This window comes from Acidobacteriota bacterium, assembly GCA_038040445.1.
GTDB classification, from domain to species: Bacteria; Acidobacteriota; Blastocatellia; order UBA7656; family UBA7656; genus Onstottus_A; species Onstottus_A frigus.
This window is the reverse complement of sequence record JBBPIG010000003.1, coordinates 35,753-50,922: the sequence shown is the minus strand read 5'-3', so window position 1 is coordinate 50,922 and position 15,170 is coordinate 35,753. Positions and strand designations below refer to the sequence as shown.

Genomic DNA, 15,170 nt, shown 5'->3' with positions numbered 1-15,170 from the left:
CTCTTTCTTGCGCAACGCCAAGCAGGCACGGATGCCTGCGCTCCCAGGGCGGCCACGGACGGCGGCCCGTACAGGTGACTTGTTATGTCAAGCGAAGTAAAAGCTAAGCAGGCGCAGTTCGGGATGATTGGACTTGCGGTGATGGGCCGCAACCTCGCGCTCAACGTCGAAGAGCACGGCTTTCCCGTCGCGGTCTGGAACCTCGAGACCGAATGGGTCGACAGCTTCGTCAACCAGAATCAGGGCAAGCAGTTCATCGGAACGAAGTCCGTCGAAGAATTCGTGCGCTCGCTGGAGCGGCCTCGCCGAATGATGATGATGATCAGAGCGGGCGCGCCGGTCGATTTGACCATCGAGCGAATCAAGCCGCTGCTGGAAGAAGGCGACATACTGATCGACGGCGGAAACTCATACTTCAAAGACACCCAGCGGCGCGAAGAAGCGCTGCGCAAGGAAGGGCTGCGCTTCGTCGGGTCAGGCGTGTCCGGCGGCGAGGAAGGCGCGCGGCACGGACCTTCGCTCATGCCCGGCGGCGCGCAAGAAGCGTACGAACACATTCGGCCGATCTTTGAAGCGATCGCCGCCAAAACCGATTCGGGCGCTTGCGTCACTTATGTTGGGCCGGACGGCGCGGGTCACTTCGTAAAGATGGTGCACAACGGAATCGAGTACGGCGATATGCAGTTGATCGCCGAAGCCTACGACATTTTACGCTCAGCGGCGCGGCTCGAGGCTGACGAGCTTGCGGATATCTTCGACGAGTGGAATCGCGGCCCACTCGAATCGTTTCTCATCGAGATCACCGCGAAAATCTTCCGGTTGAAAGATGAAGAAACCGCTAAGCCGCTGGTCGATCTGGTGCTCGACAAAGCCGAACAAAAGGGCACGGGCAAGTGGACCACCCAGGAAGCTCTGGACGCCGGCGTGCCGATTCCAACCATCGCCGCCGCGATCGACGCGCGAGTGCTTTCCAGCATGAAAGACGAACGCCTGGCTGCAAGCAAGAAGATCAAGGGCACGCGGGTGCAGCGCTCGCGCGGCGACAAACAGAAACTCATTAGTGCCGTACACGACGCGTTGTATGCTTCCAAGATCTGTTCCTACGCCCAGGGCTTGAGCCTGATCCGCAAAGGCTCGGACGAGCACAAATGGAACGTCAACCTGAGCGAGATGGCGCGGATATGGAAGGGCGGATGTATAATTCGGGCTCGCTTCCTGAATTCGATTATGAACGCCTACAATCGCCGCCCGGACCTGCCAAACCTGCTGCTGGACGATGAGTTCAATCGATGGATGCAGTCAGCACAAGCGAACTGGCGGCTGGCGGTGAAGACAGCCCAGGGAATCGGCGTGCCGGTGCCGGCGATGAGCGCGAGCCTATCGTACTTCGACAGCTATCGCTCGCCGCGGCTGCCGCAGAACCTTACGCAAGCGCAACGCGACTACTTCGGCTCGCATACCTACGAGCGGGTCGATCATCCCGAGCGCGGCCATATGCACACCGATTGGGGAAGTTATGAGAAGCCCATCAATAAAAGCGAGGAGGTCAAATGACAACAGCGCAACAAACTACACAACCGGCTGCGGCCGATCAGACCCAGCCATCGCCTGAGGCGCGCATCCTGGCGATCGACATCGGAGGGACCGGGCTAAAAGCAGCGATTCTAAACGTGGACGGCGAGATGATCACCGAGCGACTCAGGGTGGTGACGCCGCATCCATGCACGCCCGACGAGCTAGTGAATGCGCTCGTAAAGCTGGTCGAGCCGCTGACCGGCTTCGACTATGTCTCGGCCGGTTTCCCCGGAGTCGTGCGCCACGGCAAGATCATCACGGCGCCCAATCTGGGCACAGATATGCTGAAGGGCTTCGATCTCGCAGCCGCCGTCGAGGAGCGCCTCGGAAAACCGGTGCGCGTGATCAATGACGCCGACATGCAAGGCTACGGAGCGATCGAAGGCAAAGGCCTCGAGATGGTCATCACGCTTGGAACCGGCTTCGGCTCGGCGCTGTTTATGGACGGCCAGATTGCGCCTCACTTGGAGATCGCGCACCTTCCCTTCCGCAAAGACAAGACGTACGACCAGCAAATCGGCGACAAGGCGCGCAAGAAGGTAGGCAAGAAACCCTGGAATCGACGCGTAAAGCGCGCCATTGACACGCTAAGAGTGCTGACGAATTTCGATAGGTTATACGTCGGCGGCGGAAATGCCAAGAAGATCAACTTCAAGCTCGACTCGGATGTTAAGACCATCTCGAACGAGTGCGGGGTAAGAGGCGGCGCGTGGCTCTGGCGGAAGAGAGATTGATCGGCGCAGCGTGCGGGACAATTGAAAATTGAAAATTGAAAATTTGAAGACTGATTGAAAGCCAAGAGTCGGCCTGCATAGCAGGCCGCGCAATTTGAATTTTTCATTTTTCAATTTTCAATTTTCAATGTTTCTCATTCCGGAACCCATAGGGAGTTATGTCAACCAAAATGCTGAAAAAGCCCGGCGGGCAGGTTCGCATTTATCGCGACCCTGAAGAACTCGCGCTCAAGGCAGCTCGGCTGTTCGCCCGTTTAGCCGACCAATACGTCGTCGGCAGCGGCCGGTTCACCGTAGCGCTCTCGGGCGGATCGACTCCGCGAGCAATGTTGTCGCTTCTGGCAGCCGACCCTTTTATTGATACTGTGCCGTGGTCTTCGATCTATTTCTTCTGGGGAGACGAACGCTGCGTTCCGCCCGATCACCCGGATAGCAACTATCGCATGGCCAGCGAGGCGCTTCTCTCGAAGGCTCCAGTGCCGCCGGAAAATATCTTTCGCATACCGGCGGAAATGGCCGGCCCTGAACGCGCAGCCGAAGCATATTCAGCAACGCTCACCCGGTTTTTCCTGGCTGGACCCGGCGCAACAAAGAGCGCCACCTCGCCGCTCTCAAACCTTCCGCGATTTGATCTGGTGTTTTTAGGAATGGGTCCCGACGGCCATACGGCTTCGCTGTTTCCGCACACGGCGGCGCTTCAAGCGAGCGAACAAATAGTCGTCGCGAACTACGTAGAGAAGTTCAAAGCTCACCGAATCACGCTGACGGCAGCTACGATCAATAACGCCCGCAACGTGACTTTTCTCGCAGCAGGAGAGGACAAGGCCGAAGCGCTGAAGAACGTACTGGAAGGAAGTTATCAACCTGACCTTTATCCGAGTCAGCTCATTCGTCCCCGCAATGGTACGCTGCTGTGGATGGTCGATGGAGCAGCAACACGCCTGCTCGGCGATCAGCATTCCGCAGAATGATCTCATACAACAACCGCCGCTGAGGCAAAGAGAGGAATTCAAAAATGGCCGCAGAGACTAAACCCCAACTCGCAAAGATTGGAATGATCGGATTGGCAGTGATGGGCGAGAACCTTGCGCTCAACATCGCGCGCAACGGATTCCCCATCGCCGTCTACAATCGCGACGCCGCGAAGGTGGACAAGTTCTTACATCGCGCCGAAGGCAAACAGGTCATCGGCGCCTATTCCATCGAAGACTTCGTCAAATCGCTCGAGAAACCGCGCAAGATTATCCTCCTGGTGAAAGCCGGAGGGCCGGTTGATGACGTGCTCACTCAATTGAAGCCGCTGCTCGACCCGGGCGACATCGTCATCGACGGAGGCAACTCGTTCTTCGAAAACACCCGCCGCCGCGAGAAAGAAATGAAAGCCGCCGGCTTCAACTTCATTGGCTCGGGCGTCTCGGGAGGCGAGTCGGGCGCGTTGTGGGGACCGTCGCTTATGCCGGGCGGCGACCCCAACGCCTATGAGCAAATTCGTCCGATCTGGGAAGCGATCGCGGCCAAGGTCGATGACGGACCGTGCGTGACCTACGTCGGGCCCGACGGCGCGGGACATTTCGTCAAGATGGTCCATAACGGAATCGAGTACGGCGATATGCAACTGATCGCCGAAGCCTACGATATTCTTCGCAACGCGCTCGGACTCCAGGCATCGGAGCTCGCGGATATCTTCGCGAAGTGGAACGAAGGCGACTTGAACTCATTCCTCATCGAAATCACCGCGAAGATCTTCACCGTCAAGGACCCAAATGGCGCTGGCGCGCTGGTCGATAAGGTCCTCGACGTCGCGGGTCAGAAAGGTACCGGCAAATGGACTGCCGAGACCGCGCTCTCGTTGGGCATCGCGATCCCGACCATGCAAGCCGCGCTTGATGCGCGCGTGCTTTCAGGACGAAAGACCGAACGCGTCGAAGCTAGCAAGCAACTCACCGGCCCGGCGGCGAAGTACACCGGCGGCAAGCAAGAGATGATCGATGCGGTTCACGACGCGCTTTACGCCAGCAAGATATGTTCGTACGCCCAGGGAATGAACGTGATCCGCCGCGGGTCCGATGAGTACAACTGGAACATCAACCTGGGCGAGATGAGCCGCATTTGGAAAGGCGGCTGCATCATTCGCGCTCAATTCCTCGACAAGATCAAGCAGGCTTATCAGCGGCGCCCGGATCTCCCGAATTTGTTGATCGATCCCGACTTCAAAGCCTGGGTGTTGGAAGCTCAGCCTCGATGGCGGCAAGCCGTGACCACCGCGCAGTCGCTTGGCATTCCCGCTGCCGCGATGTCGGCGAGCCTTGCGTACTTCGACACATATCGCGCGGCGAATCTTCCGTTGAATTTGACGCAAGCTCAAAGAGACTTCTTTGGCTCACACACTTATCAACGCACCGATAAGCCCGATGGTCCCGCCATTCATACCGAATGGGAAGAGCTTGCGAAGGAGTAAACTGTTTTGCGGTCTTTGCGAGTCTTTGCGCTCTTTGCGAGAAACCGGGTTTCGCGCAAAGGCGCTAAGGCTCGCAAAGAACGCGAAGAAATCTGAGGAACCTACATGTCCAGCACAATCGATAATCCTTTGAGAGAGGGTGTGAGGCTCGAACGCACGGCTGAACCTTGCGCGGTAGTGATCTTCGGCGCTTCGGGCGATCTGACCAAGAGAAAGCTCGTACCCGCGCTTTACCGGCTAACCCAGGAACGGCTTTTACCTGCCGAGTTCGCCATCATTGGCTTCGCGCGCTCTCCGATGAGCCACGAGGATTTCCGCGCCAAAATGAAAGACGCGATCGTGACTTACTCCGAAGCCAAACGGGTCGACGAGGCGGTCTGGGAGAGCTTCGCGAAAGGCATCTACTACGTCTCGGGCGACGTCAACAATCCGGACGCGTATCGCAAGATCCGCGAGTTGCTCGATGAGGTGGATCGCGACCGGGGGACTGCCGGCAATCGGGTCTTCTACCTGTCTACATCGCCGTCCCTGTACGCCGAGGCTATTCAGCAACTGGGCGCCGCCAGCCTCGCCAAACCGCAGGGCAAAGGATGGACAAGGATCATCATCGAGAAACCGTTCGGTCACGACCTCACCAGCGCCAAAGAACTAAACGTGGACGCCGCCAAGGTTTTCGACGAAGAACAGGTCTATCGCATCGACCACTACCTTGGTAAAGAGACCGTGCAGAACCTGATGGTGTTTCGGTTTGCCAACGGCATCTTTGAGCCCATCTGGAACCGGCGCTATATCGACCACGTGCAGGTCACCAACGCCGAGGCGATCGGAGTCGAAGGCCGCGGTGGCTACTACGACACGGCCGGCGTGCTTCGCGACATGATTCAGAACCACGTTTTTCAGGTTGTCTCCCTGGTAGCAATGGAACCACCCATTAATCTGGGCGCCAATGCGGTGCGCGACGAGAAGATAAAAGCTATGCAAGCCGTCCGCCCGATTCCTCAGGATAAGGTCGACGAATTCGCCGTGCGCTCCCAGTACGTGGCCGGCGCGGTGGCGGGAAAGCCCGTGCCTGGCTATCGCGACGAGAAAGACGTGCGGCCCAATTCACAGACCGACACTTTTGCCGCTGTGAAACTGTATTTCGACAACTGGCGCTGGGCCGACGTGCCGTTCTATCTGCGCTCGGGCAAGCGCATGCCCAAGCGCGTCACCGACATTGCGATTTATTTCCGCAAAGCCCCGCTCCAGTTATTCAAGAGCGTGCAGCAAGAGATGGAGCCCAACGTGCTGGTCATAAGAGTTCAGCCCGATGAAGGCATCACGCTCAGAATTGGGGCAAAGGTCCCGGGACAGGCGACTCGCATTCGATGGGTGAACATGGATTTCAGGTATGGCGCTTCATTCGGCGTCGCGTCGCCTGAAGCATACGAGCGGCTTCTGCTCGATTGCATTCTTGGCGATTCGACTCTGTATGCGCGGCGCGACATGACCGAACGCGGATGGGAGATCGTGATGCCGATACTGGAGGCGTGGGCGAGCTCGAAAGAAGAGACTCCAAAATACGAAGCCGGCACGTGGGGTCCCTCCGAAGCCGACGAGTTGATCCAACGCGACGGCCGCGAGTGGAGAAGACCCTAATGAGCACTTCAACTGTACCGCCGTCTGGCTCCTGGATTGACGTCGCAGCGCTCGAGCGCGAGCTGACCGCGTTGTGGCAGCAGGCTTCCGCCGACGAAGATCAGGGCGTCATTCGCTCTTCGATTCTAAACCTGCTTGTCTACGTGCCGGACACCTCGGTCGCGGCTGAGATCGACGATCTGCTCACCGGCATAACCGCTTCGCATCCGAGCCGGGCTGTCTTGATGATTGCCGACCGTGGGGCTGCCGAGGCGAGGCTCGAAGCGCAGGTGACTTCACGGTGCACGTTGCCGACCGGCACATCAAAGCAGGTTTGTTGCGAACAGGTGACCATCACGGCCGCCGGTGACGGGAGGGCCGACCTGCCCAGCGCGGTCACCCCGTTGCTGCTCTCGGATTTGCCCGTATACCTCTGGTGGCGCGCCGAGCCGCGCATTCTGGACAAATCGCTGTTCCGAAAGCTGGCCGACATTTCAGATCGAGTGATCATCGACTCCGCATTGTTTAATGATCCGGAGCGTGACATCGCAAGCATGGCAGCATTGCTTCGCGATACGCCGCGGTGGACTGCGGTAAGCGACTTGAACTGGGCCCGGCTGACAGCATGGCGCGCGCTGCTCGCGGGGTTTTATGACGTGTTGGACTATCGCCCGTTGCTCGACCAGTTCGACCAGGTTGACATCGAATACGCGCCTCCGCTTGCTGACAAATCGGCGATCCCGCCAAGGGCTATGTTGCTCGGCGGGTGGCTTGTAAGCCGCCTGCGTTGGACGGTTCAGCCTGACGCCGCCGAGCGATCTCCGGACTCGACGAGTTTTGAGTGCTCGGCGGAGGGCCGAAAGATTCGGGTCGAGTTCAGGCACACGCAGCGCGAGATCGAACCGGGGCACCTCGCGCTGGTGACCTTGAGAAGCAAGGCGGAGCAGTCGGTAGTGTTCACCGTCAGGAGGAGCGCAGACGGCAAGCGCATCGAGACGTCGATGGCCCGGGGCGAAGAAATGCGCGTGCAGCGAGTGCTCAGCTATGAAGGTCTGAGCGAGAGCGAACTAGTCGGAAAAGAGATCGAGATCCTGGGTCACGACCGGGTGTACGAGCAGGCGGTGCTGGCGGCGGGAGAGCTGATCAAGGCATTGAAAGAGTAGTCAGTTCTCGGTTGTCAGTCGACGCGTTCTGAAAGAAGAAGCTATGAGGAAGGCTAAGACGAAAGCGCCCGCCCGCAGCGTCGACGCAGACACAATGCGCCAAGAATATGATTTCTCGAAAGCCGTCCGTGGAGTCACCGCGGCACGGTACGCGGAAGGCAGCAATCTCGTGTTGCTAGACCCTGACGTCGCAGAAGTTTTTCCCAATGCTCGCGCCGTCAACGAGGCTTTGCGCACTCTTGCGCGTCTCACGAAACCCGGTTCTCGTTCGCGCACCGGCAGACGAACGGCCTAAAACGCCGCGCCGGCCGCGGCGGCCTGTTTCCGCCCGATAGGTACCTTAGAAGCAAGCCACGCGCTACGCTTGGCCTTTGAGCTTGGGCCGCAGTACCATTCACGAGCAATGAAGCGAATAACCCTTCCGCTTACCATTAGCCTGCTGCTACTTCTCGTATACGCCGCTATCGAGTGGCTAAGGCCCGGCCTGATCAGCCCGAACGTCTCGATATACCTGCTCACTGCTATGCTTGCCGTGTTGAGCATGGCGCTCGTACGGGCGATCGGGGTCGTGCTGTTCGACGTCGTCTTTAAGCGGCGCAGCGGCCGCGATGCGCCTCAACTGTTGCGCGTCCTTCTATCAGTGGTGCTTTATTTGGTCTTCTTTCTGCTGATCTACAGATTGGTCTGGAAACCGGAAGGCGGCGGATTGGGGTTCGTCGCGGGGTCTACTATTTTCTCGGTCATCATCGGACTTGCGCTTCAGGACACGCTGGGGAACTTTTTTGCCGGGCTGTCGATACACATCGAACAGCCGTTTCACGTCCTCGACGCTATTCGAATCCAGGACATGCTCGGGCGAGTCGAAGCGCTCACCTGGCGCACTACTACCATCCGAACCAACGACAACACGACAATCATTTTCCCCAACAGCAAAGTTGCGCGCGAGCCGCTGGAGGTTTTCCGCTTCAACAATCTGAACCGGCGAATCCTGCGCGTCCCAGCGCCCTACCGCATCCCGCCGCAGAAAGTCATCAGACTGATACGGGAAACAGTGGCATCGATCCCCAACGTGGCCAGCGAGAGGACGCCGGTCGTTCGAATGGGCGACTTCGGAGACTCGAGCATCGTCTACGAGATTCTCTACTGGGTCAAAGACTACCTGTGGATTCACGATATCGATGCTGCGATAAGACAGCACATGTGGTACATCTATCGGCGCAACGATATCGAGATTCCTTTCCCCATTCGCCACGTTTTGCTCGAGCAGCAGGAACCGCTGGTCACGCCTCAAGAAGACGCTTACGACAAGGTCATCGGGTCGGTAGAAATCTTCGCGCCGCTCTCAGCCGAGGAGAAAGAGGCCGTAGCGCGGTCGGCCATCAAGGCCGTATATGCTCCCGGCGAGTTGATACTGCGGCGCGGCGCTCCGGGCGATTCAATGTTTGTCATCTATCGTGGCAACGTTGAAGTGCGGCTACCAAGCGGCGACGGTCACGCACAACAAGTGGCGGAGCTTAAGCCGGGAAACTTCTTTGGAGAAATGGCCCTGCTAACGGGTGAGCCGAGGAACGCAGATGTGATTGCGGTCAACGAAGTCGAGACTCTCGAGATCACCAAAGGGATTCTACAGCGGCTGCTGGACGACAACGCCGCGCTGGCCGAAGGGCTCAGCCTCATGATAGCGGAGCGTCAGACACGACTCGATGAGTACGCCCGCGCGGTGCCGGAACAGGAGAAGCACGTTCAGAGGAATGCCATTCTTCGGCGCATCCAGCGGTTCTTCGGCCTGAGCTAACCCGGCGACTCGCTAGCTTCTTGCCAGAGCACCTCGTATATTTGAACGGGTTCCTGCTTACCCTTGACCATTATCTGATCGCACGGTTTCACCGCAAATCCGTCGCCTATCGCTTCAAACGTGAAGCGGCTAATTATTATTTGCCCGGCGCCTGCTCGTTTCTCAAGCCGAGCGGCGAGGTTCACGGCGTCGCCGATCGCTGTATAGTCAGTTCGATCCCTGGATCCGATGTAGCCGACCGTCGCGGTTCCCGTGTTGACACCGATTCCGATGGCGATCTCCGACAGCCCCAACGCTCTCAGGTCGTCATTCACCATAGTCATCCGGCGCTGCATCGCAATCGCCGCAGCCACGGCATTCGACGCCGCAGCGTCACAGGCGTATGGGACTCCGAACAGCGCCATCAACCCGTCTCCCATGAACTTGTCCAGCAGTCCCTGGTGGTCGAAAACAATGGGGGTCATGTCCGCGAAATACTCGTTGAGGATCTGAACCACGACCTGAGGCTTCAACTTCTCGGACATAGAGGTGAAGCCGCGAATGTCGGAAAACAGCGCCGTTATGCAGCTGTTTGTCCCGCCGAGGAGAAGCGTGTTGGGGCTCTTAAGAATCTCGTCGACGACGTGAGGCGGCATGAAGCGGCGGTACTTCGCGCGCGCGAGTTCTTCGCGAACCAGCCGCTTGTGAGTCAGAGCGTTGTCCACGGCGATAGACGTCTCAGCCGCCACCGCATTCAACAGATCGAGGTCGTCTTCTCTGAGCAGTTTCATCGTCTCCTGGCAATCAACATAAATGACTCCCAGTACATCGTTCTTTCTGAGCAGCGGTGCGCACATCACCGAAGAGATGTTTTGCATCACGATTGACTTGGCCTCCACGAAGCGCTGGTCCGAGAGCGTGTCGAACGACAGCACCGAAATCCGCTCGGTGATCACACGATCCACGACCGTCTTGCTGATGGTGACCTGGGCGCCCGCCTGCGCACTGCCGGGGTTGCGGAACTCGGCGGCGACGGTCGATAGCTCGCCGCTATCCGAATCCTTCAGCAACACCAGGAAGCGATCCGCCGGTGTCAAGCGAAAGACCATCTCGCTGACCTTCCTGAATATGTCCTCCTGAGAGAAGTCCGACCCGAGCATCTGGTTCAGCTCGTAAATGCGCGCCAGCGTCTCGGCCTTCTTCCTCAGCACCTCGACGTAACCCAAAACGGATTTCGCACCCGGGTCAGCCTGAGATATCGCCGACTTGTCCATCCGCGGGATGACCGACATTATTTCGCTAGGGGTTCGCATCACCATCGTACCTTCGATCTCGCGGCTCGAGTACCTGACCGAAGGCGACTCCGCAGCATCTTTGAATTCGACCGTGAACTTGCTTATCGAAAACGAGTCGCCGTTTCGCAGCAGGTGCTCTTTAACGCGCTGCCCGTTCATGAACGTGCCGTTAGCGCTGTTCAGATCGACGAGCGTAAAAGCCTGGCGGTTCCGTTTGATTACTGCGTGCTGACGCGAGACCTGGCTCTCCTCAAGCACGACGTCGTTGTTATCGGCAGAGCGCCCAATTTGGGTCTCATCTCGCGTGAGATCGAACTCAAACGAGTGCCCAGATTCGGAATTCTTAATGACAATCTTTGCAGGCATACTCCCCGTCCGTTACCACTCATAAACGCGGTCAATTTCGCCGACCGAAACCCTTGGATTGTCGAGCGCAGCGATTTGCTTTATCACCTCTTCACGGTTCGTCGGCTTGATGTGGACCGCATAAACCTCAACCTCGCGCTTGAGCTTCTTCAACTCAACGGCCAACAACTCCGGCGTAAGGTGCTTCGACGCCGCAGCCAGCTCGCCCATCTCATTCGGAAACGAAACGTCGACAAAGACTGCTTTCAAGTGCACAGCCTCCCGCGCCACCTCCCAAATTTCGTCGGTGCTATAGGTGTCGGAAGTGAACAGCACGGCTGCCACTTCGTTCTGCGCCAGCAACCCGAAAGTCGGTACGAGGTGATTGACCGGAATCGGCGTCACGTCAATGCCGGCGATGTTCAATGTCTGTCTCGCCTCGAGCTCGCGAAATTCAACCGTGGGTCCGCTGCCGTTGTTGAGCTGAATCTTTTCGAAGTCCGGCCACACGTGATCGTTGAAGACGTGTTGCCTGAGCACTGTTATCACTTCAATACTGCCGTAGATGATGATTGGATCGTTGAGCACATTGAATGCTTCGGCTACGTATATCGGCAAGGAAGCGGTGTGATCGCTGTGCGAGTGGGTGACGATGATATGGCGGACGGTGCCGATCTCACCCGGAGAGAACGCGAACCCTATGCTGCCCGCGTCAATCGCCACTCGTTCGTCGATGATGAATGAGGTCAAACACTGGAGTTGCGACTGGCGTCCGGCGCTGCTCGGCAGAAGTCTGATTCTCACGCGCGTTGCCTCCGTCTGTCGGGCCCTCGACCTCAGATACTATAGCACCGAGCTCAATGGGACATGTGAAATTCTGGTCTTTGCAATCATTTTCCAATTTCCATTTGCGATTTTCCATTTGCCATTTCAATCCCTGGTTCCTTGACCCTTTGAGCTGAATTGAAAATGACAAATGGAAAATCGCAATGAAAAATGGAAAATGGCTTGGCTTTGCTCATCCTACTTTGATCCCCAACCCCTCTAAAAACTTCGTCGGCTTCTCGCCGCCAATCAGCGCAAACACAAAATCGTTGGCGAGCCGCGCTTTCTCTTCCTTGCTTCGCACATCCATAAGCACGACTTCGTTTTGTGTGATTTCTTTGATCTCGGTTCGGAAGAAGACCTTGATCTTCCCGGCGTCAATGCAGTCGTAGACGTTCATCTTGTTGCCAAGCTTGAGGTCCCCCTTGAAATCGCTGCGGACGACCAGGGTCACATCGTTGTTGCGGGTGAAAGTGATTTTTTCGCCGTCGCGCTTGAGTCCGGCCAGATCAACCGCGGATTCTATGGACGAATTCCCTGCCCCCACGATTATGCATTTCTTGTTTACGTAGTCATCGGGGTCGGAGAGCTTGAATTGAACTTTGCCCGTTTCGTAAGCGGGCTGATTCTTGACCGGATACGGCGCGCCGCACACGACGCAGAACTGCTGCGCGCCTTTGCGGCCCGACCCGCAGCCCGGGCAGAACTTTGGGATTATGGGCGGCGGCGTCATCATCACCTTGAGGTCCTCGCCCGGCACTCGAAGCTTCATTGGCGTGCCGCGATTGCCGATCGCGATGATGATCTTGCGAGCCTTGTAGGTGGCTTTCTCTTTGGCTTTTCCCTTCTCGGTTGTGAGGGTGAAGACCCCGTCTTCCGGTTTTATGTCTTTGCAGCTTTCCTCTTCGTTGATGACGACGCCGTTCGACATCATCGCACCGAGCCAGCCCTTGAGCATGTTCTCTTTCGAGTCGCCGGGGCCCGGGAGCGGGATGCCGCCTTTCGTCTCAACTGTGTCGGGTTTGAAGAAAACATACTTGCCCGCGGGATAGACCTGTTGGATGGTGGCCACTATCTTGTCTTGCTCGATGGCGATGTATTTCAAACCGCGTTGTTTGGCAATAACCGCAGCCGACAACCCCGCCGGTCCGATGCCGACGACCGCGACATCGTACTCAGCTTTGCCGTTGGCGCCTTCTTTCTTGATGTCTTCGGCAATGGAATCGATGACCGTGCCGCCCTCGTTGATCGCGTTCTTGATCAGAGGAACGCCGGACACATCTCCGATCAGGTAGATACCTTCGACATTGGTCTTGAATCGCTGGTCTCGCTTCGGGACTTTTCTCTCTGGGATTTTCTTCTTGGTGTTGATGACGACGCACGACTTCGGATTAGTGGGGCACTCGACCTGGCAACTGGTGTCTTCCATGCACTGATCGGGATTGATGGGCGTTGAGACGCCGTTGACTATCGCAAGCACGTCGTGCGGACAGGCTTCCACGCAAGCGTGACAGCCTATGCAGGTCGCCTGGTTTATGACCGGATGCGGATACGGAGCCTCCTCGGCTTTCAGCTTCTCCAGATCGAGCACGCCTGTGAGCGCTCTTGCTACCTCGTTCTCGTTCGGCGCGGCGTCCGCTTTTACATTCTGCAAGGAGTATTTGCGGCGCACGGTTCCAACCGCCATCACCGCGAGACCCGCAATCGGCAGGATTCCGACCAGTCCGACCCAACCATACCACGGCAACCCGCCGAAGGATGAAAGCACGGTCGCGCTCAGAGTGTCTTTGTCCTGGCGGATCTGGTCTGCGCCGCCAACACCCGAAAACAGATTCTCGCTGGCCGTCGCCAATCGCTTGCCGACTTCATCTTTGCCGCTATCGATTTTGTTGAAGTATTCTTTGATCCTCCGATCGTCTTTTGCCTCAGCCACAAGCTGCAACAGGTCTTCGCTGCGTCCGTGCTGCCGATGGCACGTGTAGCAATTCGCCTGGACGCGTTGCGTGCCTGTCGCGCCGGCGACGAGGTCGTGGCACTTAGCGCACTCGGCCTTCGGCGAGTCGCGGAAGCTCGCTTCACCGCGCACCCCTGAGGTGTGGCAGTCTTTGCAGCTCATCCGGTTGTTCATCCGGCCGAGTTGATGAATGGAGTGGAACTGGCGATTTGAATCAAAGGTTGGCCCCGCCCATGTGTCGGGGAGGTCCCTCACCCGAAGTTGATCGGCATCCAGCATTTTAGCCCACTTGCCGTTGGTCACCGGATAGCCTACCGTGCCGCCGTGTGCGACGGGCAAGGCCTGTCCCGTCTTGTCGCCGGTCTTGATGGTGTAGCTCCCGTTATGGCAGTTCGAGCAAAGCTGGTTGCTCTTGAGTCCAAAGTCGGAGCTCGCGCCTCTGTGCTCGACATGGCAACCCGTGCAGCCGATGTTTTCGCGAGCGTGCTTGTCGAAGACGACGGGTAGGAATGCCGGCGCCGTTTGATTTGCCGGCGTCGTATGACAAGTGACGCACTTGTCCTGCATGCCTTCGCTCACGCCATGACAATTCGAGCAGGAGTTTTCATTTGGCTTTAGGGCAATCGCGCGGGCAGACATCTGCGACGAGGTATGAGCCAACGAGACCGGGCCCGGCGAATAAGCGTTCTCGTAGATAATCACTGCGATGATAGAGAGCAGCGCGACAACGCCGGCGCCCCAGTAAAAATATGACTTGCGCCAGATTCGCCGCAGATCGAGGGAGGGACGCCAGTTGAATTGCGCTTTGCCGACTTTCTTGTTGGTTCTCGGATGAAGCAGGCTTTGCGGAGCAATCTTTCCCGCCTCTCTTTTTCGCTTGTCCCAGAAAACGTTGAGCGCCTGCTGATCAAGCGCGGGTGGCACCGCGCTGAACAGGCCCGTTCCCAATTGAAATCTCTCGGTGCCGCCGGGCGCAACCGCCTGCTTCTTGACGCCCGCGGGAATCTGAACCATCACCGTCTTGCCCAGATCCTCTTCAAACAGCATGCGGGTCGCGCCGCCCTCGACCGGATGGATTTCGGTATCTATCTGGACAGTGAGCGACAACGCCCCCTGAGCGTAATTGGCCAGCAGAGAGTACGGACCTATCTGAATAACATCGCCGTCCAACAGCGGCGTCTTGTCCACGAGCCAGCCGTTGAGCACGGTGCCGTTTGATTCAGACAGATTGAAGATCCAGTACTCGCCGTTGAACTCTCTTATCCCGGCGTGGGTGCGAGAGACCGCGCGGTTATTGAGCGCCAGGTCATTGCCGGTAAGCCGGCCGATGGTCAGCCCTTCACTTTCGAGGAGGATGTCGTCGACCGACTTGTCTCTTCGCTTTATGATGAAACGACTCTTAGTAGCCATTGATTCGTACCCTGATTAGA

Annotated in this window: 11 protein-coding genes; 8 read left to right on the top strand and 3 right to left on the bottom strand. The window is 57.7% G+C overall.

Annotated elements, in window-relative coordinates:
• Positions 1–84: 84 nt before the first annotated feature.
• The 8 genes from gndA (AABO57_03965) to AABO57_03930 all read left to right on the top strand — a co-directional run bounded on the left by gndA (AABO57_03965) (position 85) and on the right by AABO57_03930 (position 9,342).
• Positions 85–1,554: an NADP-dependent phosphogluconate dehydrogenase gene (gndA, locus tag AABO57_03965; GenBank protein MEK6284874.1), complete on the top strand. Its 1,470-nt coding sequence runs from the start codon at positions 85–87 to the stop codon at positions 1,552–1,554.
• Positions 1,551–2,309, top strand: a complete 759-nt coding sequence (locus AABO57_03960) for an ROK family protein (GenBank protein ID MEK6284873.1) — start codon at positions 1,551–1,553, stop codon at positions 2,307–2,309. The genes gndA (AABO57_03965) and AABO57_03960 overlap by 4 nt, the downstream gene beginning before the upstream one ends.
• A gap of 158 nt (positions 2,310–2,467) precedes the next feature.
• Positions 2,468–3,280 carry a 6-phosphogluconolactonase gene (gene pgl, locus AABO57_03955; protein MEK6284872.1) on the top strand — a complete coding sequence of 271 codons (813 nt, stop codon included), beginning with the start codon at positions 2,468–2,470 and terminating at the stop codon, positions 3,278–3,280.
• Positions 3,281–3,324: 44 nt separating this feature from the next.
• Positions 3,325–4,767, top strand: a complete 1,443-nt coding sequence (gene gndA, locus AABO57_03950; GenBank protein MEK6284871.1) for an NADP-dependent phosphogluconate dehydrogenase — start codon at positions 3,325–3,327, stop codon at positions 4,765–4,767.
• Positions 4,768–4,872: 105 nt separating this feature from the next.
• Positions 4,873–6,405 (top strand): glucose-6-phosphate dehydrogenase, encoded by a 1,533-nt coding sequence (gene zwf, locus AABO57_03945; GenBank protein MEK6284870.1) that lies wholly within the window; start codon positions 4,873–4,875, stop codon positions 6,403–6,405.
• Positions 6,405–7,547: a glucose-6-phosphate dehydrogenase assembly protein OpcA gene (locus AABO57_03940; GenBank protein ID MEK6284869.1), complete on the top strand. Its 1,143-nt coding sequence runs from the start codon at positions 6,405–6,407 to the stop codon at positions 7,545–7,547. The genes zwf and AABO57_03940 overlap by 1 nt, the downstream gene beginning before the upstream one ends.
• 43 nt (positions 7,548–7,590) lie before the next feature.
• Complete coding sequence (locus AABO57_03935) at positions 7,591–7,842, top strand: hypothetical protein (protein MEK6284868.1); 252 nt, start codon at positions 7,591–7,593, stop codon at positions 7,840–7,842.
• A gap of 108 nt (positions 7,843–7,950) precedes the next feature.
• Entirely contained in the window at positions 7,951–9,342 is a 1,392-nt protein-coding gene (locus tag AABO57_03930) for a mechanosensitive ion channel family protein (GenBank protein MEK6284867.1), read from the top strand.
• On the opposite strand, the gene AABO57_03925 is transcribed toward AABO57_03930, so the two are convergent.
• From AABO57_03925 to AABO57_03915, 3 genes are all read right to left on the bottom strand, one after another.
• The gene (locus AABO57_03925) at positions 9,339–10,982 is read right to left on the bottom strand and encodes an adenylate/guanylate cyclase domain-containing protein (GenBank protein ID MEK6284866.1); all 1,644 of its coding nucleotides are present in this window, start codon (positions 10,980–10,982) and stop codon (positions 9,339–9,341) included. The two genes, AABO57_03930 and AABO57_03925, sit on opposite strands and share 4 nt — an antisense overlap.
• A gap of 12 nt (positions 10,983–10,994) precedes the next feature.
• A complete protein-coding gene (locus tag AABO57_03920; protein ID MEK6284865.1) occupies positions 10,995–11,765 on the bottom strand; it encodes a 3',5'-cyclic-nucleotide phosphodiesterase in 771 nt (256 codons plus the stop codon).
• A 214-nt stretch (positions 11,766–11,979) separates the two neighbouring features.
• Positions 11,980–15,150: an NAD(P)-binding domain-containing protein gene (locus AABO57_03915; protein MEK6284864.1), complete on the bottom strand. Its 3,171-nt coding sequence runs from the start codon at positions 15,148–15,150 to the stop codon at positions 11,980–11,982.
• Positions 15,151–15,170 lie beyond the last annotated feature (20 nt).

What these genes read in the sequence shown, in the direction of transcription:
- gndA (MEK6284874.1), top strand. Translation starts at nt 85, where the DNA reads ATGTCAAGCGAAGTAAAAGCTAAGCAGGCGCAGTTCGGGATGATTGGA.
- AABO57_03960 (MEK6284873.1), top strand. Translation starts at nt 1,551, where the DNA reads ATGACAACAGCGCAACAAACTACACAACCGGCTGCGGCCGATCAGACC.
- pgl (MEK6284872.1), top strand. Translation starts at nt 2,468, where the DNA reads ATGTCAACCAAAATGCTGAAAAAGCCCGGCGGGCAGGTTCGCATTTAT.
- gndA (MEK6284871.1), top strand. Translation starts at nt 3,325, where the DNA reads ATGGCCGCAGAGACTAAACCCCAACTCGCAAAGATTGGAATGATCGGA.
- zwf (MEK6284870.1), top strand. Translation starts at nt 4,873, where the DNA reads ATGTCCAGCACAATCGATAATCCTTTGAGAGAGGGTGTGAGGCTCGAA.
- AABO57_03940 (MEK6284869.1), top strand. Translation starts at nt 6,405, where the DNA reads ATGAGCACTTCAACTGTACCGCCGTCTGGCTCCTGGATTGACGTCGCA.
- AABO57_03935 (MEK6284868.1), top strand. Translation starts at nt 7,591, where the DNA reads ATGAGGAAGGCTAAGACGAAAGCGCCCGCCCGCAGCGTCGACGCAGAC.
- AABO57_03930 (MEK6284867.1), top strand. Translation starts at nt 7,951, where the DNA reads ATGAAGCGAATAACCCTTCCGCTTACCATTAGCCTGCTGCTACTTCTC.
- AABO57_03925 (MEK6284866.1), bottom strand. Translation starts at nt 10,982, where the DNA reads ATGCCTGCAAAGATTGTCATTAAGAATTCCGAATCTGGGCACTCGTTT.
- AABO57_03915 (MEK6284864.1), bottom strand. Translation starts at nt 15,150, where the DNA reads ATGGCTACTAAGAGTCGTTTCATCATAAAGCGAAGAGACAAGTCGGTC.